General features: G+C 42.9%; 18 protein-coding genes. 14 read left to right on the forward strand and 4 right to left on the reverse strand.

The annotated features are described in order from the left end of the window. The 6 genes from M9196_RS16025 to M9196_RS16050 all read left to right on the forward strand — a co-directional run bounded on the left by M9196_RS16025 (window position 1) and on the right by M9196_RS16050 (window position 6,652). Window positions 1–975, forward strand: a complete 975-nt coding sequence (locus tag M9196_RS16025; protein WP_250618531.1) for a DUF58 domain-containing protein — start codon at window positions 1–3, stop codon at window positions 973–975. Next, a complete protein-coding gene (locus tag M9196_RS16030; protein ID WP_250618532.1) occupies window positions 965–1,486 on the forward strand; it encodes a DUF4381 domain-containing protein in 522 nt (173 codons plus the stop codon). Before M9196_RS16025 ends, M9196_RS16030 begins: the two co-directional genes overlap by 11 nt. Further along, window positions 1,473–2,573, forward strand: a complete 1,101-nt coding sequence (locus M9196_RS16035) for a vWA domain-containing protein (protein ID WP_250618533.1) — start codon at window positions 1,473–1,475, stop codon at window positions 2,571–2,573. The genes M9196_RS16030 and M9196_RS16035 overlap by 14 nt, the downstream gene beginning before the upstream one ends. Further along, window positions 2,570–4,324: a VWA domain-containing protein gene (locus M9196_RS16040; protein ID WP_250618534.1), complete on the forward strand. Its 1,755-nt coding sequence runs from the start codon at window positions 2,570–2,572 to the stop codon at window positions 4,322–4,324. The genes M9196_RS16035 and M9196_RS16040 overlap by 4 nt, the downstream gene beginning before the upstream one ends. After that, entirely contained in the window at window positions 4,321–5,652 is a 1,332-nt protein-coding gene (locus M9196_RS16045; protein WP_250618535.1) for a BatD family protein, read from the forward strand. The genes M9196_RS16040 and M9196_RS16045 overlap by 4 nt, the downstream gene beginning before the upstream one ends. A 76-nt stretch (window positions 5,653–5,728) precedes the next feature. Then, entirely contained in the window at window positions 5,729–6,652 is a 924-nt protein-coding gene (locus M9196_RS16050; protein ID WP_250618536.1) for a LysR family transcriptional regulator, read from the forward strand. A 458-nt stretch (window positions 6,653–7,110) separates the two neighbouring features. On the opposite strand, the gene M9196_RS16055 is transcribed toward M9196_RS16050, so the two are convergent. Further along, complete coding sequence (locus tag M9196_RS16055; RefSeq protein ID WP_250618537.1) at window positions 7,111–8,037, reverse strand: LysR family transcriptional regulator; 927 nt, start codon at window positions 8,035–8,037, stop codon at window positions 7,111–7,113. Window positions 8,038–8,193: 156 nt separating this feature from the next. On the opposite strand from M9196_RS16055, the gene M9196_RS16060 reads away from it, so the two are divergent. After that, the gene (locus M9196_RS16060) at window positions 8,194–9,231 is read left to right on the forward strand and encodes an alkene reductase (RefSeq protein ID WP_250618538.1); all 1,038 of its coding nucleotides are present in this window, start codon (window positions 8,194–8,196) and stop codon (window positions 9,229–9,231) included. Between the two features lie 651 nt (window positions 9,232–9,882). Here M9196_RS16060 and M9196_RS16065 read toward each other — a convergent pair. Beyond that, window positions 9,883–12,567 (reverse strand): ankyrin repeat domain-containing protein, encoded by a 2,685-nt coding sequence (locus M9196_RS16065; RefSeq protein ID WP_250618539.1) that lies wholly within the window; start codon window positions 12,565–12,567, stop codon window positions 9,883–9,885. 129 nt (window positions 12,568–12,696) lie between these two features. On the opposite strand from M9196_RS16065, the gene M9196_RS16070 reads away from it, so the two are divergent. Together M9196_RS16070 and M9196_RS16075 are read left to right on the forward strand one after the other, a co-directional pair. Next, the gene (locus M9196_RS16070) at window positions 12,697–13,611 is read left to right on the forward strand and encodes a viperin family antiviral radical SAM protein (protein ID WP_250618540.1); all 915 of its coding nucleotides are present in this window, start codon (window positions 12,697–12,699) and stop codon (window positions 13,609–13,611) included. Between the two features lie 96 nt (window positions 13,612–13,707). Next, the gene (locus tag M9196_RS16075; protein WP_250618541.1) at window positions 13,708–14,325 is read left to right on the forward strand and encodes a deoxynucleoside kinase; all 618 of its coding nucleotides are present in this window, start codon (window positions 13,708–13,710) and stop codon (window positions 14,323–14,325) included. Window positions 14,326–14,658: 333 nt separating this feature from the next. On the opposite strand, the gene M9196_RS16080 is transcribed toward M9196_RS16075, so the two are convergent. After that, the gene (locus M9196_RS16080; protein WP_406707695.1) at window positions 14,659–15,384 is read right to left on the reverse strand and encodes a formylglycine-generating enzyme family protein; all 726 of its coding nucleotides are present in this window, start codon (window positions 15,382–15,384) and stop codon (window positions 14,659–14,661) included. Window positions 15,385–15,582: 198 nt separating this feature from the next. On the opposite strand from M9196_RS16080, the gene M9196_RS16085 reads away from it, so the two are divergent. Both M9196_RS16085 and M9196_RS16090 read left to right on the forward strand, forming a co-directional pair. Next, on the forward strand, window positions 15,583–16,929 hold the full coding sequence (locus M9196_RS16085; RefSeq protein WP_250618632.1) for an anaerobic sulfatase maturase: 1,347 nt from the start codon (window positions 15,583–15,585) through the stop codon (window positions 16,927–16,929). Between the two features lie 12 nt (window positions 16,930–16,941). Then, on the forward strand, window positions 16,942–17,991 hold the full coding sequence (locus M9196_RS16090) for a tetratricopeptide repeat protein (protein ID WP_250618543.1): 1,050 nt from the start codon (window positions 16,942–16,944) through the stop codon (window positions 17,989–17,991). A 72-nt stretch (window positions 17,992–18,063) separates the two neighbouring features. Here M9196_RS16090 and M9196_RS16095 read toward each other — a convergent pair whose 3' ends face one another. Further along, window positions 18,064–18,312 (reverse strand): DUF3297 family protein, encoded by a 249-nt coding sequence (locus tag M9196_RS16095; RefSeq protein WP_250618544.1) that lies wholly within the window; start codon window positions 18,310–18,312, stop codon window positions 18,064–18,066. Between the two features lie 648 nt (window positions 18,313–18,960). Here M9196_RS16095 and M9196_RS16100 point away from each other — a divergent pair. From M9196_RS16100 to M9196_RS16110, 3 genes are read left to right on the forward strand one after another with little or no spacing between them, the layout of a single operon-like run. Further along, entirely contained in the window at window positions 18,961–21,105 is a 2,145-nt protein-coding gene (locus M9196_RS16100; RefSeq protein WP_250618545.1) for a TonB-dependent receptor plug domain-containing protein, read from the forward strand. Between the two features lie 15 nt (window positions 21,106–21,120). Then, the gene (locus M9196_RS16105; protein WP_250618546.1) at window positions 21,121–21,642 is read left to right on the forward strand and encodes a YfiR family protein; all 522 of its coding nucleotides are present in this window, start codon (window positions 21,121–21,123) and stop codon (window positions 21,640–21,642) included. Continuing rightward, window positions 21,639–23,555: a diguanylate cyclase domain-containing protein gene (locus M9196_RS16110; protein WP_250618547.1), complete on the forward strand. Its 1,917-nt coding sequence runs from the start codon at window positions 21,639–21,641 to the stop codon at window positions 23,553–23,555. The genes M9196_RS16105 and M9196_RS16110 overlap by 4 nt, the downstream gene beginning before the upstream one ends. Window positions 23,556–23,636: the final 81 nt, after the last annotated feature.

Below are 23,636 nucleotides of genomic sequence, written 5' to 3' on the forward strand. Positions count from 1 at the left end.
ATGGTCAGCCCAACTACGCCACCTAAATCGGTAAGTCTCGACGCACGAATTTATTGTGATTATCCGCAATTGGTTCGCTTGCAGTCTCAATCTCAATCCTTTCATTTGCTTCCCAACCTAAAAGCGGGAAGTGTGTTGTCAGGGCGACATCAATCTCTGTTTAGAGGTCGTGGCCTCAATTTTGAAGAACTGCGCCATTACCAACTCGGTGATGACATTCGAAACTTAGACTGGAAGGTGACAATGCGAACAGGCAAGCCACACGTTCGTACTTATACCGAAGAGAAAGATCGAGATGTTGTGATTGTTGTTGATCAACGTAGTGCGATGTTTTTTTCTTCTGTGGATGTCATGAAATCAGTCGTTGCGGCAGAAATTGCCGCACTGTGTGCTTGGCGGGTACTAAAAGACAGCGATAGAGTTGGCTTTCTGCTCGCCGATAACCAGCGTTTGACGTGGAGCAAGTCGAAGCGATCCCAAAATGATCTGTTGGCGCAGTTAAAACGCATTGCTCATGCAAATCAGATGCTTGATGCCGAAAGTGTCGATGCAAAAGGCACACACTTTGACGATATTGTTCAGTTACTGCTGCGCTTAAAGCTTAAATCGACAACGCTGATACTGATCAGTGATTGGAGTGATGCGAGTGCTCAAAATATTTCCCACTTACAACGTCTACAGCAGCACAATGATGTACTCGCCATCATGGTGTCTGACCAGTTCGAACAGCAGTTGCCGTCTCATGCTTCAACGCAAGGTTGGGTGATGGGTAACGGTGCCCAACAAATTAGTATTCAAAATGATGCGATGCTACAAGTTGTCAATCGTGAGTTACAAGACCGTATTGACTCCAAGCGAGAGCAGCTTTCCAAATTGATGCATCGTTATCACATTCCGTTAGTCGAACTGGATACATCTGGGCAGCACATTGCCCAATTCAAGAAAACGGTGGGAGGCGGCAACGATGGTGCATAAACCGCCAAGTACTTACATCCTTCGAGAGATGGTGGATGTCGACATACCTGAACCCATTAGCTGGTTTCCTCAAACATTAGGCTGGAAGATGGTTGCAGTGGTGCTTGTCGCTCTATTGCTGGTGGTTATCGCCAAATTAATGATGCATTGGTGGAAGAACCGTTATCGTGACGAAGCATTGCAAGCGATAGAGCAAGTTAACGTGCTTGACCCCAAAGCTGAGTACCAATTGTTTTTAGTGATGAAAGCGGTATTGCGCTATCGAGACAAGGAGGCGGCATCCTTATATGGTGTGGATTTTCTTACTACGTTAGACCGTATGAATCCAGCTAGCCCCGTTTGGGCACCTAACGAGTATTGCCATGTTGATGAGCATTTAGGTATGCAGTGGATGGAGAGTATCGTCAATCCGAAGTCAGCGTTAACCCGTGAACAAAAGCACACTTTAGTGAGTGAGTTAAAGCAGTGGATTCTTCATCATGATTCTGGAGACGCACATGTTACTTGCTAGTTTAGGCATTACTGGTCTTGATATCCGTCAATTCCAATGGAGCAGTTTAGAGCTAGTACATCCATTCTGGCTGTTATTACTGCCGTTACCTTTGGTTATTTATCATCTTATTCCTGCTTATAGAACAAAGAAAAAAGCGACAAAAGTGCCGTTTTTCCAATTGCTTGTCGATGCTCTAGGGGAGCCGCCACGACAAGGCGCCCATCAACTCAAAGCGCGCGGGTGGCAACGTGTGGTACTTTTGGCCGCGTGGGTATTAGTGGTACTGGCGCTAACAAAACCAACCTTACTTGGGCCTCCGCAATATCGAGAAAGCTTTGGGCGCGATGTCATGGTGGTGCTCGACTTATCTGGGTCCATGGCAGAAGAAGATTTTATTTCTCGCCAAGGTAAGAAAGTGTCGCGTTTAGATGCCGCTAAAGATGTGTTGAACGAGTTTGCCGATGGGCGAGAAGGCGACCGTTTAGGGATGATCTTGTTCGGTGATGCGGCTTTTGTACAAGCCCCTTTTACCGCTGATCATAAAGCGTGGCGAGCGCTTTTAGAGCAAACCAGTGTCGCGATGGCGGGACCAAGTACTCGTCTAGGCGATGCCATTGGTCTAGCGATTAAGGTGTTTGAAAATCAGAAAGAAGACAACACCAATGATTCTGAGCGAGAAAAAGTGGCGATTGTTTTGACCGATGGTAATGATACGGGAAGCTTTGTTGAGCCGATTGATGCCGCCAAAGTGGCCGCTGTAAAGGGCGTGCGTATCCATATGATTGCAATGGGCGATCCTAGAACTGTTGGAGAACAAGCGTTGGACATGGATACTATTCGTCGTGTCGCGAGTGAAACCGGCGGCGAGTCTTTCGAGGCGCTCGATCGAGATTCGCTAACGGCGGCATACCAAGTGATTTCTGAACTCGAGCCAAGACTATATGAGAGTACCAGTTTCAGACCAAAGCAAAGTCTACATCACTATCTTGTGTCCATTGTGATTGTTTTAGTCCTGCTGGCATTTACTGCGGCAAGCGTGATTCGACGATTTGTCCCCGTTCAGCCAAAAAGCGCTGAAGATAAGAAAGCGGGAGGTAAGCTATGATAGACACCCAGTGGTTAGAACAGGTTAGTACACAGTTCCATTTTATACGGCCATTATGGCTACTGGCATTGATCCCGATGGCTGTCGTGTTTTATGTGCGATGGAAGCAAGATGCGAATTCTGAAGATAGCCGATTTTTACCGTCACACCTTCGGCAAGCATTGACTATCGAATCACAAGGATGGAATAACCAGTTACCGCTAAAAATGTTGGTACTCGGTAGTAGTCTGCTGATTATCGTTGCTTCTGGACCGACGTGGCAACGTCAAGCTTCGCCCTTTGGTGAAGATAAAGCGTCCTTAATGATTGTGCTGGATGTTAGCGAAAGTATGCTGCAAACCGATGTGGCGCCAAATCGTTTAGAGCGAGCCAAGCATAAAATACACGATTTGCTAGAGACACGACAGGGTGGTAGAACGGGGCTTGTGGTCTATTCGGGCTCGGCGCATCTTGCAATGCCTACGACTCAGGACAATCGCGTTTTTGCACCATTTCTTGCGGCGATAGACCCACAAATTATGCCTGTGGCGGGGAAAGCGGCAGAGAACAGCTTACCGATAGTGAAACAACAACTTGACGGCCAGCCTGGCAGTACAGTGCTGCTCATAACCGATGGTGCGACACCAGCAACGGTTGATGCTTTTAAATCTGAATTTGGCTCATCATCTACTCAACTGTTGGTGCTTGCGATGGGTAACCGTGACATTGTCACTAATAGTCCATTAGATTTAGTGTCATTAAAGCAATTAGTCGATGCCGCAAATGGTCGCCTTGTTGAGACGAGTATTGATACCCGTGATATTCAGGCATTGACCCGCGATATCGATACGCATATGGAAATCAATGGAGAGTCGGCCATGCCATGGAAAGACATGGGGTATGGCTTATTGGTTCCCATTGCGTTGCTGATGTTGCTTTGGTTTAGAAAAGGCTGGTTGGTTCAATGGTGCCTGCTTATCGCGTTGGTTGGCCCCACGATCTCGCCTTCAACGGCTTTTGCCAACCAAGATGTACTGCTACAGGGGAGCGCTGAATCTAACGTTGAGACATCTAACCTTGATACCTCTAGCCGTGAGACATCTAGCCTTGAGACAGGCGGCAACGAAGCAATGCAAACGCGAACGCTAGGGGATAAGGGGTATCAATGGTGGATGGATCTTTGGTTTACGCAAGATCAGCAAGGGCAGAGATTGTTCGACCAACAGCGTTATCTCGAAGCGGCGCAGCATTATACGCAACCTCAATACAAAGGCGTGGCTTACTATTACGGCATGGAGTATCGCTTGGCGCATGCGGAGTTTCTCAAAATGGACAATGAACAAGGTGATTATTACGCTGCCATTGCCCTTGCTCGTCAAAGAGAATATCTAGCCGCAAGAAATATGCTTCAGACCGTTTTAGAGTCCAGTGCCATTGATGACAACTTACGACGTAATGCCACCCAGAATTTGGAGGTCATGGAAAGCATTATTGAAGAAATCAATCGAGTGAGCGAGAGCCAAACCAACACGACTGAAAGTATGGAAGAGTCGATTGAATTAGGGGACAACCCTCAAACGGCGGATGGTGCAGAAGAAATGGCCTCGGGTATATTGATGAAAAAAGAGAGTTTGAATGCTAATGAGATCTTGGGTAGTGAGGCGCTTGCAGATAAATGGTTAAAACGAGTAGAAGCCGATCCTAAGCAATTTTTACGTGCCAAATTTCAACTTCAATATCGTGATCAAATGGCGTTGGGAGAAAGCAAGTGAGCCTTAAATCTAACTTCATCTTAGTGTTGCTTGCGACAGTCGCGATGCTGCCTCATTCGGTTTTGGCTAATGAGAAGGGCGGCTCGAAGATACAGACCGTTAAAATGTCGGCCTGGTTAGGGCAAAAAGAGAACTCGAATCGGAAGAATGTCTCAAAAAATCATGAGTTTACCGTTAATGAGCAAATAATTTTGACGATTGAAGTCGCGACACCACGTTGGTTTACGGGCGGGACGCGCATTAGCCGGATCGATGTGCCTAACCTTATTGCTAAGCAACGTAACCCATTGGCCATAAACTCAACAGAGCGTATCAATGGCGTCACTTGGTCAAAGCAGCGTTGGGAAGTGACGTTATATCCACAAACCTCTGGCACATTTGTTATTCCGCCGGTCGCCATCCAAACACAGGTATCGACGCCAAATGTGCGCTCGGTTTCTCGCACGTTATATACACAGCCGATGTCGTTTGATGTTAGCATGCCGACAGGAAAATTGTCGGAGCAGCAGTCTTGGCTGTCGGCGAGCGACATGTCGCTAACGCAGCAATGGGAGATGTCGAGCGATGAACTCAAGGCAGGGGCGTCAATCACTCGAACGGTCACGCTTAACGCTGATGATACCCTTTCTATTCTTATCCCTAGCTTGATCCCCCAAGAGGCTACGCATGCCTATCAAGTTTATCGTCAACCTGATCGCCTAAGTGACAGTCATGAAAGGGGGGCGTATAACGCGCAGCGAACTGAACAACATACTTATGTCTTGCAAAGGGGCGGCAACTTTACACTTCCCGACATTGATGTTGTTTGGTGGAACAGCAATAAAAAGACATTGGAAACGGTGACCTTGGAAGGTAAAACGATTTCAGTTGGTCATACGTTTTCGTCATTTGTTGCTCAATATCAACGCTGGCTTGTTGGCGTGGCAATTTTACTAATAACGCTTATTGCTGGCAGCGTTTTGCTTTACAGACGTGTTCAACAGCAAGGTTTTTCAGACGGTTTTCATTTACTATTCGCATTGAAAAATAAAAACTTTTCGCGGTTGCGCTTACTGACCTATCGAAAGCTAAAGATGTCTCAAGGGCAAGTCGCTTTATCGACAGCTTCAAACAGTGCCGACTGGAAAGAGCAAGCTAGGCAGTGGCAGACGGGGGAAGAAAGCACCAGTTTGTTAATGCAGGTGTGGCGTAAAGTGAGCCTAAAACAAGGTGAAGAGGTGGCAACACAAAGTCAAAAAGGCAGGTCAGCGTTGACTGCCCTGAGAAAACGGATATGTCCTCCTGCGCTGACGTTGCCAGAGGACTCTAGACGCGAGCATTCTCAATAGTGTCTGTGACATGACATTGCAGACGGTGTCGATTTTAACAGCAACGCTGCCTTTGGCGGAGTTGCTATGGAAGCTTATGAAAAACACAGAATTGAATCTCATCCCTATTTTTGTTGCGATTTATGAAGAAAAAAATCTGTCTAAAGCGGCTAACCGAATGGATATTAGCCAGCCTGCGGTCAGTAAAGCATTAGCAAAACTGCGCGATATTTATGATGATCCATTGTTTCATAGAAACGCGGCGGGCGTAGAGCCGACCCCTTTTTCTAGTGATATATACCCAGCGTTGGCAGCTGCGTTAAAAAACTACACGTCCACACTTTCTGCTTCTCGTGATTTCAATCCAAAGAAATCGAAGCGGATATTTTCAATTGCCTGCGTATCCCCGACAAATTTCAGTCTCATTCCTATTGTCGTAAAGCTCATTAGTGCATCGGCGCCGGACATTTTCTTAGAAGTGCACCCCTTGTTTACTGAGGACTATGAGTCGGATCTACGTTTGCAACGTTACGATTTGATAATAGATATGACCCCGAAAGGGCGAACGTCGTTAAAACATGAAGTCTTGTATAATGAAGATTTGTTCGTTGTGTGTAGCCAAACACACCCTAGAATTGGTCATTCGATAGAGATGGTCGACTTTCTTAAAGAAGAACACGTTGTGGTATCACGATGGCACGCAAGACGGAGTCTATTAGGGGCTGAAGACTTTAGCGAGCTTCAACAACGAAGGGTGGTTTATCGAGCGGCGGGTGTAATAGAAATGCTGCCAGTTATCGCTGGCACGGATTATATAGGGATCCTACCTGGGGCAACCATCACGGACTTTTCTGATAAATATAAAGTTAAGGCTGTACCGCTGCCCTTTGAGTTACCTGATCTTGGTTTATCGATGATTTGGCACCCAAGCAGAACGAAAGAAAGCAGTCATCGTTGGTTAAGAGCCAAGTTTAAAAAAGCAGCCAAACACTGGACTCAGCAAAGAACGTTGGGTGAATGAAGCGGCGTAGTTATATTGCGATGGAATGATGACACGATGGGACGATAGAGCGGAAGGACCATCCTTTGTCCTCGTTTCTGTGACTGCGGCTAATACACTCGTAACTGTCGGAGGACATTAAGGTTTAAAACTTTGTCACTTCCGAAGCTCGTTTCTATCGTGGCTACCAGAGGCCAAATGTGACATTAAAGATTGAAACCTAGGCTCTATCAACGTGGCTACCCCAAAAAGCGCGACAACAAAGTTCGAAACTCACTTATGGATAGTTCCGAGTCGCGATCCACAGAACACTCTGACTTTTCGGATTACTTCTAGTTTTTTAACGATGCCACCAGCCTACATCAGGTGGATGAAACTCCCTTGTCCACTACAAACATCGTTTGGCGACAATGGATGTGAGCAATGAAGATCATGACCTATGACAAAGGTGGCGAAATCTTGGTTATCAGTCCTTAACGTTAGCGACTTAATAAGCCTTTATTTCTGCATGTAATATCGCTGCCTTCAGATAATGCAGTTTTCAAAAAATCGATAAAACAACGAACTTTCAACGGGGTGTATCTGTTTCGTGGGTAAATGGCATTAAAGGGTAGGCTCTGGCTAGAGTAGTTCTCTAGAACAACCTTTAATTGGCCTGACGAGAGCTCGTTATTTACCATCCAAAGAGGCAGTTGAACTAGACCTACACCGGCTAGTGCTGTTTCTAGCAATGTGTCACCGTTATCACATTGAAAATTGCCAGACACGATTGTAGACATTGTGTTTTCTTCCCTGGTGAAACGCCAGAGGTTTGATGATTGCAACCTAGAGTACACCAGACAGTTGTGATTTTTTAATTCTTCGGGGGACATTGGCTCTCCGTGCTTGGCCAAGTAGCTAGGGGACGCTAACGTTAGCATTGGATCGTCAAAAAGATGTCTTGCAACAAGCGATGAATCCTCCAACTCTTTTGCTCGGATCGCAACATCTACCCCCTCGCTGATCAAATCGATATGCTTATCATTGAGGAGCAAATTGATTTTTATATTCGGGTACAGGTCGAAGAACTGTATTATTAGTGGTGCGATGATAAGTCGGCCAAACGCAATAGGCGCTGCTACACTGACCACACCCTGGGGCGAAGACACTTCCAAACGAGCTTTTGCTTCTGCTTCATCAAGCTCACTCAAAATAGCAACGCATGTCTCATAGTATTGCGCCCCTGCGGAGGTCAATGAGTGATATCTACTGCTTCGAGTTAACAGCTTCACACCAACCTTTTTTTCCAATGCCGCCACCTTTTTACTAATGGTGGTTTGAGTCGTGAGCATCTCTTTTCCCGTTGCAGAGAAACTGCCTGTTTCAACCACTCTGACAAAGGCCCGGATTGCACCTAACTGATCCATCTTGAATATTCCAAAAACGCATACTTGGTAGTTAACTTAGCATACTTCTAGTCATTTATGTTTAGGGTTAAGATTCTTTCCAGCAAACAGCCGTCGCAGCACGACTAAGTTTGAATATTTAAAGATGGTAATAACAGTGTAGTGAAAAGAGACAATATGAAAAAAGATATTTTGTTTGAAAGCGTTGAATTAGGTAAAAATCTGAATCTTGATAATCGTATCGTTATGCCTCCAATGAGTCGCTCAAAGGCGAGTGATGATTTGGTTCCGACGGCTGCTATGGCGGAATACTACGCTCGTAGAGCCGACGTTGGATTGATTATCGTTGAAGGCGTAATTGTTTCGACAATGGCTCAAGGCTACCCAAACTCACCAGGCTTATACAATGACGATCAAATTGAGGGCTGGAAAAAGGTGACTGATAAAGTTCACCATAATGGAGGCAAAATCTTTGCTCAGCTTTGGCACGTTGGTCGAGTCTCTCATCCTTTTTATCTTGATGGCCAGTTACCTTTAGCGCCTTCTGCTGTTCCTTTGCAGGGGAGAGTGCCACGAGGCAAAGACTTGGAATATGGTATGCCTCAGGAAATGAGTGAAGAAGTTATTCTTTCTGTGATAGGAGAGTTTAAACAAGCGGCCGCTAATGCTCGTAAGGCTGGATTTGATGGTATTGAGATTCATGGCGCGACCGGTTACTTAATCGATCAGTTTCTTCATTGGGAGACAAATAGACGAACCGACGCATGGGGGGGGACGCCTGAGAAAATGAGTCAATTTCTATTCAAGATTATTGAGGCTGTCAAACAAGAGATTGAACACGTGGGCGTTCGTCTATCTCCGATCGGGTATTTGCATTTAGAGGAGAATGAAGAAGATAAAGTGATTTCAGATTACTACTTGAAGCAGCTTAATCAGTACGAACTTACTTATGTTCATAACAGCTCTGTTGATGATAAGCCTTATCATCATATTGATGGATCGGTTACTCAATATATCCGACGTTTGTATCAAGGAACAGTTATCGCGAGTGGCGGATATAGCGCTGAAAGTGCACGGGAAATGCTATTGAGAGGAGATGCTGATTTAGTGGCTATTGGACGTCCATTGATTGCAAACCCAGACTATATCGAAAGGGTAAAAACTCAACAGGAAATAAAGCCGTACAGCAATGAGATGTTAGCTGAGTTGGTATAAGCGTGGTGGGCGAACAAATTTTCCACATCGCTAGAGTTTTTGTCATGAAGAAAAGTCAATCAAATACCAAACTAAATGTTGTGCAGAAAATTTAACGTAAAACACAATGGTCGGGGAGATGACACTTGTTACCAAGTGCCGTCTCCCTACGAACCCAGCGTGCAACTTTCACTGCGCTAGGCTCAAGCTTCACAAAAGCATCGTTTGATACCAAGCAACTTATAGGCAGTTTGTTCCAAGAGTTGCGAGCTAGCCTTTTGGCTTTTCTCTTTGCCAAGTATTCTTGGTAATTAGGGTCTGTCCGCACCAGCAGTTTCGAATACCGAGTTAAGTGAATAATCGAGTTGGTTGCTGTGTAAACGGGATAGAGCTGAATCGTTATTGTCCCAAAGCATGGCGGCATAACACGTCTCTGGACACTTTTAATTTACGACAACGGACTGATTTCTACCCTATTAATAACTTTTAGTATCCAACAGCATAATCAGGTACTGCTTATCACTATTCCTGAAATTCAAAAAAACGGACAAAAATTTCCATCCTCGACCTGTTGTGCTAGTTTTATTCTATGCAGGTTTTTAAGCAGAACATGCAATTTTCCACAGAAATATTCGTACCCAAAAATAGATTTCAACACCAATAGGCCTACCATTAAAAAACCTCTAAAACTTTCTTGTACGTATCGAGACTAACTACAATTCTATCTTCGGATATGAGAAATTGTTTTAGTGATTCGTAGATAAGTGGTTCAGTTACAATTTTTCTAGCCAACTGTTCAGGTAGAATGCCTTTTGAATCTTCAATCTTTAGCAACTCTGGTCGCTTTTCTATTAATAATTCGATTATAGCTCTTTCTCCCATACGGATAGCAGTATGTAACGCTGTTGAACCTTCTGGGTTAGTTATAGCGGCATCACAGCCATGCTCTAGTAGGAGTGACGCAGATTTACAACATCGGCTAGCCGCAGCGGCATGAAGCGCTGTTCTACCTCTAAAATCTTGCCTATTAGGATCTGCGTTAGCCTTCAACAATGCTTTTACCGTTTGATAATCTTTGTTGTTTGCAGCAAACATCAAAGGCGTCTGATATTTAAAGTCTGTAATATTAACAATTTCTGGCCATAGCTCGATAACCTTACGGATACCTTGAATCATCCCATTACAGGCATCACTAATTTCATTAGCAATGTCTGTTGGAACCATCTGCTTGTTATAATTTAACTTCCGAAGCAACTCGTAACTCATCTTCATCATTAGCAAAATGATGCTATCTGCTTGTGGATATTTCAGTTGTTTCTTTTTTAAAGCTTTGTGTTTTTTAAGTACTAGATCAATAGAACGTCCATTTTTTATACACTCTGCGAAATCACGACTAAACTTTTCCATATCGCTAGAACAAGAAGCAAAAAGTGGTTGATAGTTAGGATAGCATTGATACAACTTTTCCCAAAAATATTCATGTAACTCACGCGAAACGTCATAAATATTAGGTTCTCCTTTCAGCCCCCCCCAGTAGTACATGTCTCTAAAGTACTTTTCGTGATTATTAGGAATGAGTTTTTGGTTTGCTATAGCCAATGCAAATGCATCTCTGGCTAACAACCCTCTAAACTTTCCAAAGCTGTATTTCTTACATTCATCGATAGCCAAATTAAGATTTTTTTCTGCTTCTTTAAGCTTGTGCTGCGCAATATAGTGAAGTGCTTCATAACGTAGTATATTTGCTTTTGAAAATTCAAAATCATCACAATTTTTCGCCTCATCTAGTAAAGCAGTTACCTCTTCTTCAGTTTTTGAACCAAACTTCTTAAGGAGTAGATGAGTTTCTAGTTCAAATAATATTCGCTTCATTGACTCAGTAGGTGTGGCTTCTAGAAATTTTAACCTTTCAACAATCATGTCACCTATATTAGGGTTTGAATATTGATTTACCTGAATAATTCTAGCCCCATATACCAACTCAAAATCATCTATATTCTGTAATTGTTTAAATGGAGCTTTGTTTTGTTTTAGCTTATCTATCAAAACATCTCTACGCATAAGGTAATCATTTGAATAATCACCTTCTTCTTTTATAAGTTTACGCATTTTTTTAGATTCATATTCAGACGTAGGAAAGATATTATCTAATATATCCTCTTCTCCAGAACGGCTAAAAATTTCGTTAATTCTATCTGTAGCGCTCCATGGAATATGGTAATCATTGGCTGAGGTAAAAAGTTGCAATAAATCGCACATTAAAAAAGAAGGAAGTTGTTCTTCAAAATACTTATTTTCCTCATTGTGTCCTAAACTTCTTTTTTGAATATGAGCCTCGAAAGTCAGATTATATATATACTTGTAAAGTTCAACTAATTGGAGTGTTTTATTTTCATTAATATCAAAACATAGCTCATCCACTTGGGGGTTGAAAAGCTTAACTAGTTGTTCATATCCGACTTGAATAGCTCTAGCGATACGTAATCTTATACGTATCAATTTGGGGCTTGGGGCCTGATAACGTACTCTTAGTTTTTGTACAAATTCATGCTGCTCAATTGTAGAACGTTCGCCACTTAGTATTCGTTTTAGCCTTTTTAAATCAATATCTATTTCATGCTGTAATGCTTCAGCAGACAAGCCTTTTTTTTCTATAAACGTCAGAGCTTGTTTAAACTGTGAAGACTTTTCATTAGGTTCAAAGCAGCCACCAAACTGTATATTCACTTCGTCCGAAAACGTTTTCTCGATACTTGATATTTCAGGGGTACTCTTGGATTTTTGCCAATTGTAAAGATTCCTTAATACTTTCTCGTATTTATCCACTCTATCTAGATCGTTGTTTAAATTATTAGCAATAGATGTTTTGGTGTTTTGGATTAAGTCGATAAGCCAATTCAAGACTTGCGGTACAGGGAGAAGAAGTTGCGTAGGTTCAATCGGAGAATCTACGGCTGGAAGATACCAAAAGCGGCCACTTGGCATACCTTTATCCATTTTTGATTCAATTTGCCAAAATACCGTATGTCTCGCTAGAGCTGGTATGATAATTCTAGCTAAATAGTGCCAGACAATCTTTCTTTGTGACGCTTTTGAAGAATAAACTTCAAGCTCGACTCTCTTATGCAGCAGGTAATCGTCTGCAACGTTGGAGATGAGATCTTTTTTAGCTCCTTCATCAAGCCCTAGAGCATCCGCTATATCAGTCAAAATTCTTTCCCAAGTAGTAGACAAGTTATCCATCTCCATATCGACATATTTAAACTTGGTTTTCGATTTTGAATTCATCTGACCATTGGCACCAAGTGATTTAGCAATCTGAAGAAGTACCGACTCGAAGGTTGGGAAAGTAGCCATTGAATGTCCTTTTATTGTTTCGTTTTCCATTAGAAAAAGAAATTTGATGGGGGGGGGATGTTGAATTTCATTTTTCTACAGAACCGATTTTATCATAATGAAGCCATCTGAATACCTGAGACAAGAAAAATGACAACAGCACAATCTAGAAAAGCAAATGAACTGGTTATCAATTGGCATATGACAGAAGTCTGCAATTACAGTTGTAAATACTGTTTTGCAAAATGGGGACGCCCCAAAGAACTCCATCGTTCAGAGCAGGCAATCGCTAACTTATTGGATAAGCTAGCAGACTACTTCATCAAAGGCTCTCCAGTCTTAAAAGAAAAGCTGGGTTACGAAAGTGTTCGTCTTAACTTCGCAGGAGGGGAACCAATGATGTTAGGAAATACGTTCATCACCGCTTTGGTTCTGGCAAAGCAAAAAGGATTTAAAACCTCAACCATAACTAATGGACATTACCTCATTCATGGAAAATCACCGTTGCCTAAAGATACTTTAGACATGATAGGAATCAGCTTTGACAGTCAGTACTTAAATACACGTATGCAAATCGGAAGAAACGATCGAAAAGGGAACTCTTTTGGTGTTAATGATTTAACACAAGCTCTAGTGACCCTGACACAGTCACAAACAGGAATCAAAACAAAGATTAACACTGTAATTAACAGCCTTAATTGGGACGAGGATTTCTCTAATTTAATTTATAATCTCAAGCCATACAAATGGAAAGTATTACAGGTCATGCCTTATGGTGATAATGAACTACTTATTTCCAAAGAACGGTTCGATAATTTTGTTCAAAGGCATACTGGGTTAGGATTACCTATGTATTCTGAGTCTAATTCTACTATGACAGAATCATACTTAATGATTAGCCCAGAGGGCTGCTTTTACCAAAATACTGCCAATAAGTCTGGGTATAAGTACAGCGAATGCATTAATTCATGCGGTGTGGAAAAAGCTCTTTCTCAAATAGAGTTTAATCCAATTACGTTTGCTTCAAGATATAAAGAAGCCAATATAGATATTGTAACAATCTAATAAATCCTACTAACAAAAAGTGAAATACAACTAGATTTTTTATTATACGAACTCTAGTTAATGCTGAAGAATTACAATGTATTAGATGAGGAATAAATGAAGAAATTTATCGTTTTTGAGGGGCTGGATGCATGTGGAAAAACGACACTAAGCTCCATATATGCGAAAGAAATCAATACTAATGTTCATAATGCGGTTGTGGCTGAAGCTCATGATTTGAGGAAGCTCATTGACTCTTACGAGTCAAAAGAAAGTGCATTTCTGTTTTTTTTGTTAAATAACTTACTGAAGAGTCATGAGATTTCTGGGGCATTAAAGTATGAAGATATCATACTAGACAGATATATCTTTTCAACTTTGGCTTACCAAACAATTATGCTTGGTGAAAATATTGTCAAAAATATCTTTGATACTCTTCTAATTAATAAAAAAATACGTCTTCCAGATGTAATAGTATTCATTAAGGCCGATAATGAAACAATAAATAGCAGAATAGTGTCCAGAGGTGGCAATGTTCAGTGGTACGGTGATGCTATTACGCAAAATAATTGTGTAGAAACAGCCTACCACAAGGTCTTTCAATGGTTTGATATTCCAATTGTAGAAGTCGACACATCAGAAAAACATGGCCGTTCAGTAGAAGAAAATTACCACCTAATGAAAGATCGGATCGAGCGCGTTATTTCGCGAGGGCGTAATTTGTATAGCTCCTAGTTCAATATCTCTCATTGATATTGCATGACTATGCAGACACAAGTTGCTCGTAAGAAAGTCTCTTTTGCTCACTTTTGGGAGAAAGTGAGCATCCGCTTTCGGTACCAGACATGAGGAAAAGTACTGCGATTTCAGTGGCACGATCTGCCACTGAGTAATTACGTTAACGAAGAAAGGGGCAAAACTTTCTCAGAGCAGAAGATAAACGACAGCAGAAGATAAACGACGACAAAAAGCATCGAAAAATTTCGAGCTTTATTGTCATATTTCTAGTCTTTATTGTCGAGTTCCAAACTTTAATGTTCGACGACATTAACCTAATGATTCAGTTGCTCAAAGGTCTTTAGCTAGTCTCAGACCAATGTCAGACATGATGATTGATTGGCTGGCAAAATCACGGCGATAGTTTTCAGAGTCATACTCTGCGTATGAGAAACTGCCACCACGCAATGACTTATGGGCGAGTTTGATGTTGCTATCATGAGCATTGTTTGGGTTGTCGGTTGGTCCGTAACGATAATAAGTGTCATCAAACGCATCAATAACGAATTCACCGACATTCCCCGTCATATCAAATATGCCCAGTTCATTTGGCGCTTTTAACCCGACGGGGTGCGCTTGGTTGTTTGAATTACTCGCATACCATGCGACATCGTCGATGTTGTTGGAGCCACTGTAGGTATAACCCTGACTCTTATTTCCGCCTCTCGCCGCAAACTCCCATTCGGCTTCGGTAGGTAATCGGTAGGTTTCACCGGTTAACTCGTTAAGGCGTTCAATAAAATAGTTAGCTTGTTGCCAACTTAAATTGTTAACTGGAATATCCGCGCCGGAGAAGTAGCTCATGGATGAGCCCATCACAGATTCAAATAGCGATTGAGTGACTTCAAACTTTGAAATATAGAAACTATCAACGCTCACTTCACGAGAGGGTTGCTCTGCTTTCGAAGCCGTATCCTCATCAGAGCCCATAACAAAGCTACCGCCTTCAACTAAAACAAGATCATCATTGATAAGTTTGGCAATAGGGTGGCTAGGTTGTGTCGCGCATCCTGTCATGACAAGGGCTAATGAAAGGGCACAGCACCCAATATAGGTTTTACGTTTTTGTGTTGGCATGACAGGGTTCTCCGGTCTTGTGTGGGAGACTAGATTACCGATTTTGGTCATTCCAATTGGTTATAAAGGGTATAACGGGTAAATAGAGTGAATGAGAATTATGATGGCCAAGATCAACTCATTTCAGGTGTTCCCAGTATGCATATCACTCAAGGCCCTCAATTTAACGGTAAAGCGTCGAAAAGATTACATACCATGGCTAAACCCATTGGTGCGGCATGTAATATCGACTGTACTTACTGTTATTACTTAAGCAAACAGGACTTGCTGGAATACAAAAAAGGATGCTCTCCTAGAATGGATGACGAGACGTTAGACACCTACATTCGTCAGTACATTGAAGGACAAAATACACCTGAGATTATTTTCTCTTGGCAAGGCGGAGAGCCGACCATGCTTGGGTTGGAGTATTTTCAAAAAATCGTCGCGCTACAGGCGAAGTATCGCCCTGCAGGCATTTTGATCTCTAATGATTTACAAACCAATGGTACGCTCCTTAATGATGAATGGTGTGAATTTTTGTCTGAGCACCAATTTCTGGTCGGGTTGAGCATTGATGGTCCCGAACTTCTTCATAATACTTATCGCACTAACAGAGCAGGGCGTGGCACGTTTCGTCAGGTGATGAATGCGGTTGAGTTACTCCATAAACATAACGTTAAGTTTGCTACCTTAACCTGCGTGAATAACCTGACCAGTCAAAACCCTCTTGACGTCTATCGATTCTTGCGAGATGTCGTTAAGTCACCTCAAATGCAATTTATTCCTATTGTTGAGCAAAAAACATTTCGCACCACAGCGCCGCAAACGTGGGCGGCTTCGGATCAGCTAAAACAAGGCGATAAACGCCTGATTCCGGGTCATAAAGATTCCGTCGTAGAACCTTGGTGCGTATCTGATCAGGCGTGGGGGAACTTTCTGATCGCGGTTTTTGATGAGTGGATTCAAAACGATATTGGTAACGTGTTCGTTCAATATTTTGAAGCTAGCGTAGAAACATGGACGGGCCGTCCTAACCCACTATGTACGCTCAATGAATTGTGCGGCAAAGGGTTGGCAATGGAACCCAATGGAGATGTGTATAGCTGCGACCACTATGTCTACCCAGAATACAAAATAGGGAATATTCACCATCAAAAATTGGATGAAATGGCGTACAGCCCATCCCAGCAAAATTTTGGATTTGCTAAGTCACGTACATTAACGAGTCAGTGTCAGACTTGTGATTATAAATTTGCCTGCCATGGTGAATGTCCTAAGAACCGCTTTATCCGAACCAAAACAGGTGAGCCAGGGCTTAACTATTTATGCGCAGGTTGGCATAAGTTTTTTTCACATGCAGATAAGGCATTGTCTTATATCTTAAGAGCGACGGGCCACCCTGTTGCCCACGGTAAGTTTAGTGATGAAGTACTGCGCAAACACCAAGCTATGATGTCCAAGAGACAGACCACCACGACAGCGTCATTTAACAGCAAATTTTAGGAGCAGACTCAAATGAAAAAATCGTTAGCCTGTGCTTTTTTGACGCTTGCATCAGCGTCCGTTATCGCCGCCAACGTTGCGACACCTGGGACAGCTCCGGATCAACAACCTGTTACCACTGCCGATGAACAAACAGCGACCACAACTCTTGATCAGCAACTGAGCCAACTCTCTTATACTGCTCAGAATATCAATGAATCGGAACAAGTACGTGCTAAAGCGCTAAGACAATTAGCGAATTACCCTAGCCAAAATGCGCTGGTGGCCGTGGCTCGAGGACTAAAAGATCCGTCTTACGTGGTTAGAGAGGCCGCAATAATTGGCGCTGAACCTTATCAGCTAGAACATCGTTGGCGTATTGTTGCGCCATTACTGACAGATCAAAACGAGGTGGTACGAGTGACAGCTGCGGCTAGCCTCGTGCGCGATTACGCGAATGTGACGCCAGACCAGCAGCAACAGCTAGAAACCCCTATTGCAGAACTTAAGGATTATTTAGCCAACAAAGAAGATTTTGACTCCCAGTTATTGTTAGCCGATGTATTACGCTGGAATCAAGAGTGGGCATTAGCCGATAAACACTATCAGACTTTGCTCATCGAGCACGATGATAATCCGCAAGTGTGGTTAAACATTGCGGATAATTATCGTGCACAAAACCAAGATAAGCGTGCGATAGAGACCCTCGATACCGCAATAAGGACCATTAAAGATGTGGCGTCTCTCCACTATGCAAAATCGTTAACTTTGGTTCGTATGGATGAAAAGAAGATCGCAGCAAATGAGATCGAAATCGCCGCAAAACTCGCAAAAGATAATAGCTATTACTGGTATTTAAACGGTGTCCTGCAAGAAGAGTATGACATTGATAAATCGACAAAATCGTTTGAAAAGGCGTATTTGATTTCAGGTGCCCCAGAGCAGTTGTATGCCGTTTGTGACATTTATGTGCGTTATGGAAATGAGCATGCAAACTCATGTTTAGATGAGCTAGGTAAAATTGCACCACCTTACGTCGTGGAAGATCTAAGAGCAAAACAGAAGAACGCTTCGGATTCTTAGTGCGTTAAAACGGACGAGTTAAATAACAAAAAAACCTCCTGTAAGGAGGTTTTTTCATTTATTGGATTAGGTTTACTTGTAAAACGCTTCAACCGTGCCTTTCAGCGTGATCAGCATTGGTTGGCCCCAACGGTCCAACGCTTTCGGTGAAGGGATTTTTACCCAACCTTCACTGATGCAGTATTCTTCTACGTCGAAACGCTCTTTGCCATTAAGGCGAATACCAATACTGTACTCAAAAATCTCTGCAACGTGGTGCGGGCTACGAGGGTTGCCTGCAAGGCGATCTGGTAAAGCTGGTTGTGACTTAGAGTCGTTCATGTTCATGACCTGACATAAATAAAAAGTGCGTTATTGTAGACAATAATCTGTCAAATATCATCATCACGTTAGAAAGAAATGCAGTAATCATCGCTTATTTATCGGTAACGGCTGATATACGCGTGAGATAGCTTCCTGAGTAATCAATGTTGGTTCAATTTTGAAACTAAATCTGACCAATGATCAAAATAGCGTCAACGAGCTGATAAAAAATACGAGTAGATAACGTTGCTTAGTTGATTTTATCAGATAACAAAAAGCGTTTAGTTAGCGTGAAGAGATAGGTCTCGAACTTTTGATGTCAGCTTTAGTGTCGGCTTGGTTCACGTTTTCCTACATAGTAGGTGAGGGCCTTTATCGGCTTTAATGGGCTTGATGGTTACCTAGTGGTTGGTTATTGCTGGAAACTAAATGATCGCGACAGTTTAAAATGCTAGCTAGGCCTTTGTTATACGTACAGCTTGTGATTAATCGCCTGATTAATAGCACCTTTCTATCGTAACGATCAAAATTATTATAAGTGGTTGTGTGGGTTTTTATATGTGATTAGACGCTTAAATGGTAGATTTCTCCGCTAATTATGCTGCCCTGTGCGTGTTTTATAGTTGTATCTGATATTGTTTCAGTACACGGCCATTGAGTAATAACATGACCGCGAAATCTTCGTTTCTCACTAATTTGTCTTGTCTCTTATTCGTCTCACCTACTTTAGCGTCAGATGACTTGTTGTCGTTAATTGATATGCCTTTATCATCACTTGCTGATACTAAAGTGGTATCCACAACGCGTAGCGCTCAAAGCTTAGCGGATACGCCTGCATCGGTTTATGTCATTACTGCAAAAGAAATTAACCGCTCAGGTGCACGTTCGGTGGCCGATGTTTTAGCTCTTGCGCCGGGTTTACATATCGCGAAGTTTTCAAATTATGACTGGGGAATCAGTGCCAGAGGGTCAAATGAAGCCTTAAATAATTCCTTACTGGTGATGGTTGATGGGCGCAGCGTTTTTAATGCGATGTTCTCAGGCGTAGATTGGGATTTAATTCCGGTGAGCTTAGACAGCATTGCCCAGATAGAAATTGTTCTGGGTCCTGTTGGTACTATTTGGGGCGGAAATGCGGTTAACGGCGTGGTGAATATCATTACTGCTGATGCGGAAAACGCACCGCAAGGCAAGGTGTCGGTTAGCGTTGGCAATTACCAATACAAAGAAGTAAAACTTCATGAAGCCACGCAACTCAACGCAAAGACGCACATTAGTGGGTATTTTGAATATGTTGAGCACATGCCATGGACGAGTGACGAAGAGCGTGTTCAGCCTAACCAGCATTTTGAGGTGCTAACGGGGCGGTTCGGTGGACGGTTGGACTACCAACATTTAGAGAATACCTGGAATGTGCAGTTTGGCGGTATTCGTTCAGAGGAAGATTACTTGTGGGCTAGGTACAATCCGCATTTCTTGTTCCCAGGTCAACCGAGTGCCCAGAACTTTGAGCAAGTGATGGTGGCCCAAGAATATTTTGTCGGCGCGAATCATGTCTATGAACGCGCAAATACAGATATGTGGGAAAGCGATGTTTGGTTAACTTACAGCTCTAACGATAGTACCGATAGAAACACACAGTTCGTGAGACTTGACCTTGATAGTCGCTACACTCTCAACGATTTGGCGGGAACACAACTGATGCTAGGCGCTAATGTTCGCTTAATTGATGAAACATTCGCGACATATACTCAGCAAGACCAATTCAGTATGCCCTATTTGCGAACAACCCAATCGCCTGATTTTTTTAATCAGAGCTATGGGGTGTTTGCCAACTGGACCGTGCCAATTAGTGATAGAAGTACATTGATGCTCGGCTCTCGTTGGCAATACGATAATATTACCAATAGCGTTGCTCCTCAGCCTCAAGCGCGTTTCAGCTATGCGTTATCGGATTCACAGAGGCTATGGGCAGGTTGGGGGCGAGCAATAGTGACGCCGTCACGCCTTGAGTTGAGTACTGACTTCCAACAAAACGGCTACATTGAAGGTGCTCAATTTAGTGATGGTAACTACTATGATTACTTTTATAGTTACCTCTACAAAGGGAATGAAGACCTCGCGGTAGAAAGTGTTGAAACCTATGAGCTTGGTTACCGTTTTTGGAATGAAGACCGTCTGCAATTAAGTGTCAGCGGTTTTTATAGTCAAAGAGATAATATTCGAGCCTATAAAGGTGTGTCATCTAACCAATGGGTTATTGTTGGTGGTTCGTCTCCGGGAACAAGCGGGACTGTGATTGAAGAGTACGTATCACAGTATATCGATCCACTATCAACTCGAACCTATGGTGGAGAGTTTGCACTAAAATGGCAAGCTCTGGAGAATGTTCAGCTCAATAGTAATTATAGCTACAAGCGGATTATCGGTGATTGCTCGGGGTCCATCTGCCGCAAGAATAATGAAGTCAAATATAGTTTAGAAAATCATCCCAGCCATTTTGTTAATGCCCAATTAATGTGGGACATATCCGCTAACTTTTGGATAAGCAGCGTGATGCAATATGTGGCACCTTCGGTTTTACACCCCGATTCGACCAGTGAAAGTGTTACACGTTGGCCTCGTATTTTTAATGTCGAATTGGCATTAAGTTGGTTGCCTAAGCAAGGATACCCGCGTTTCACCGCATCTGTGGAGAATTTAGCAGCAAATCAAACCACAGAATATCCAGAAACCTATGGGTCATTTCAGAATGGGACCCAATATTGGGTAACCGCGGAGTGGGACTATGCCTCTTCGCTGAAACAATAACGGAAAGATCACGTTATGTTACGTACTCGTTGGCTCCGCCGTATGTTTATTATGTTTGGCTTGTTTTGTTACAGCCTTCCCGTCTCTTCCCAATATAGTGATGATGATTTGAAATCGGTCTATTTATTTCGGTTTGCCATGTTGGCGGAATGGCCGAAAAGCGTAAGCGTATCGGCAAAGGAATATTGTGTCGCTCGAGGATCTCAAGTCGGTGATGGGCTAAAGAAAATTGTCGAAGCAAAACTGGGCGAACAGGCATTCTATGGTTCTGAAACTCTAAGTTTAGCCAGCACGTGCCACATTCTATATGTTGAATCAGGAAGCGCAGCGCTTGTATCGCGACTAAAGTCGCAATTTCCCCATGCTCTCTTAATTGGTAATGGTATGCAGTTTATCGATTTAGGCGGAATGATAGCCTTTATTCGAGTTAATAATCGAATCAAACCTCTGATTGCTCCTGCCCACGCTCAACAAAGTGGGGTGAAGATACGCTCGCAATTGCTAAAGGTCGCTGAAATTGTTGAGGTGTCGCTATGATAATCGACCGTTTTGCGGCCATGCCGTTACGCTATAAAATGATGTTGCCAACATGGTTTATTGTGACGTTTATTATGATTATCGTTGGCTCTAGTGCGATAACGATGTTGAGGCATTATCAAGAGCAAGCGCTTGAAACTCGCGTCAAGATATTATCGAAGGGGGTGGCGAATACGCTCCAAGCGGCACTAATGTTTGATGATGCAACCACCGCTCAGGAGCAATTGGCGTATTTGTCTTTCGACCCTGACATCATTGCAGCAAAGGTGAGAGATGTCACATCCACGCGTTTGGCGTTTATAGATAGAGCTCCCGCGCACTGCACTTGGATGCAACAACAGTTGGTTTGCGACAATATCGCTTTCGTTGAGCGCTCCATTAATATTGAGCTAGGCGATGATTATCTAGGTGAGCTCGTTGTATGGGTTTCGTTAGAGCGGTTGCATTTAGAGCAACAACATATGTGGTTTTGGTTAAGCTTGTTGACGATATGCTTGTCGTTATTTGCGTGGCAGTTGGCGAGAACCCTACACAATTTAATTGTAATGCCGCTAAGTTCTTTGCATTACTCAATGGAAACAATGATCAAAGAAGGGGTTAAAAAACGTGAAATCCCAGTGCTACATAATGATGAGTTAGGGCGATTAACTCGCTGTTTCAACGCAATGGTAGTGAGTTTGCTTGAGCGTGAACGCCAATTACATCAAGCACTAGAACATCTAGAAAGTAAGAATAGATATATAAACCGAGCACTCGATGTCATGCAAAAAGGCGTCATGGTGACCTCACCAAGTTTAGATATAATGTACAGTAATCCTCATGCAGCGAATCAGCTAAAAAAATACGACAAAATTAGTAATGCAAGAGTGTTGTTAGACGCGGTCTTTACACCGAAAGCGACGGTTGAGGCAATCGTCAAAGCCATTCAACATCAAACAATATTGACGGAAGTAGAATTAAGGAAAAGTGAAACTAACCAGAGATTTATGGTTAGCTGCCACCCTCTAGGAAGTGAGGAGCAGTCGCTAATCCAGTTTGAAGATTTTACGGAGCAGTATCTGGCGGAGCATCGTAGAAAGTTGATTGCATTGATGTTTGACCAGCATCAAGAGGCAATGTTGATGTTAAGCCGAAATGGCGATATTGAAATGCAAAACCCGACAAGTGTGAAGTGGTTTGGCCGGAGAGCGAAAGTCTTTGAAATAAACGTTAAAGGTAAAGTGACACCGACTATTCGCATCTTGAAGACGTTGCTAGCAGAAGGGAGTTTGTTGTATCACGTTAAGGCACAAAGTGAAGATGAAGCGTGGTTTCCCTGTGTACTTCAAATAAAAACATTAACCAATGAACATGGACGGGTTGAGGCGTTTGTATTAGCGATTCGGGATGAGTCTGAAAAAATACAGCTTAAAAAGCTTAACTATCAGGTTAATCATGATTTACTTACCGGTCTTTCTAACCGTGTGGGCGCAATGCAAACGTTACAACAGCAGCATGACTACGGGTTATCTCTGTTTGTTGTGTTTATTGATTTAGATGGCTTTAAAGCGGTCAATGATCAATTTGGCCATCATATTGGCGATGAGTTACTCAAAGTCGTTGCCGAACGAATGAACGCGAGAGTGGGGGAGCATTCGTTGGTGGCAAGGCTTGCTGGGGATGAATTTTTGATTGGTGTCGAGAGCCAGTACAACATAGACGAAATTCTGGAACAGTTGCTCGATGCTCTATCAACCCCTGCTGAAATTGAAGGGCATCATTGTCAGGTCTCTGCGAGTTTAGGCGTTGCCTTCTGGTCTGTCGCTTCCATGGAATCGCTTGATGGCATTATTGACCTGGCTGACAAAGCTATGTACCAAGCAAAGCGAACAGGGAAGAATCGTTATGTGTTGCAAGAGTCAACCGTGCTTTGAGCGTTGTTAGTATGGTTGAACGCTAATGCAACTGCGCTCAAATTTACGGCTCAGCATAACGATAAGCGCTGCGGCAGTGTA

The sequence above is a fragment of the Vibrio methylphosphonaticus genome, from assembly GCF_023634655.1.
Taxonomy (GTDB): Bacteria; Pseudomonadota; Gammaproteobacteria; order Enterobacterales; family Vibrionaceae; genus Vibrio; species Vibrio methylphosphonaticus.

Excerpts from the sequence above, each read along its gene's own strand:
- M9196_RS16030 (WP_250618532.1), top strand. The coding sequence starts at position 965 with ATGGTGCATAAACCGCCAAGTACTTACATCCTTCGAGAGATGGTGGAT.
- M9196_RS16025 (WP_250618531.1), top strand. The coding sequence starts at position 1 with ATGGTCAGCCCAACTACGCCACCTAAATCGGTAAGTCTCGACGCACGA.
- M9196_RS16110 (WP_250618547.1), top strand. The coding sequence starts at position 21,639 with ATGATAATCGACCGTTTTGCGGCCATGCCGTTACGCTATAAAATGATG.
- M9196_RS16105 (WP_250618546.1), top strand. The coding sequence starts at position 21,121 with ATGTTACGTACTCGTTGGCTCCGCCGTATGTTTATTATGTTTGGCTTG.
- M9196_RS16080 (WP_406707695.1), bottom strand. The coding sequence starts at position 15,384 with ATGACAGGATGCGCGACACAACCTAGCCACCCTATTGCCAAACTTATC.
- M9196_RS16075 (WP_250618541.1), top strand. The coding sequence starts at position 13,708 with ATGAAGAAATTTATCGTTTTTGAGGGGCTGGATGCATGTGGAAAAACG.
- M9196_RS16060 (WP_250618538.1), top strand. The coding sequence starts at position 8,194 with ATGAAAAAAGATATTTTGTTTGAAAGCGTTGAATTAGGTAAAAATCTG.
- M9196_RS16095 (WP_250618544.1), bottom strand. The coding sequence starts at position 18,312 with ATGAACGACTCTAAGTCACAACCAGCTTTACCAGATCGCCTTGCAGGC.
- M9196_RS16035 (WP_250618533.1), top strand. The coding sequence starts at position 1,473 with ATGTTACTTGCTAGTTTAGGCATTACTGGTCTTGATATCCGTCAATTC.
- M9196_RS16055 (WP_250618537.1), bottom strand. The coding sequence starts at position 8,037 with ATGGATCAGTTAGGTGCAATCCGGGCCTTTGTCAGAGTGGTTGAAACA.
- M9196_RS16065 (WP_250618539.1), bottom strand. The coding sequence starts at position 12,567 with ATGGCTACTTTCCCAACCTTCGAGTCGGTACTTCTTCAGATTGCTAAA.
- M9196_RS16085 (WP_250618632.1), top strand. The coding sequence starts at position 15,583 with ATGCATATCACTCAAGGCCCTCAATTTAACGGTAAAGCGTCGAAAAGA.
- M9196_RS16100 (WP_250618545.1), top strand. The coding sequence starts at position 18,961 with ATGACCGCGAAATCTTCGTTTCTCACTAATTTGTCTTGTCTCTTATTC.
- M9196_RS16070 (WP_250618540.1), top strand. The coding sequence starts at position 12,697 with ATGACAACAGCACAATCTAGAAAAGCAAATGAACTGGTTATCAATTGG.
- M9196_RS16090 (WP_250618543.1), top strand. The coding sequence starts at position 16,942 with ATGAAAAAATCGTTAGCCTGTGCTTTTTTGACGCTTGCATCAGCGTCC.
- M9196_RS16050 (WP_250618536.1), top strand. The coding sequence starts at position 5,729 with ATGAAAAACACAGAATTGAATCTCATCCCTATTTTTGTTGCGATTTAT.
- M9196_RS16040 (WP_250618534.1), top strand. The coding sequence starts at position 2,570 with ATGATAGACACCCAGTGGTTAGAACAGGTTAGTACACAGTTCCATTTT.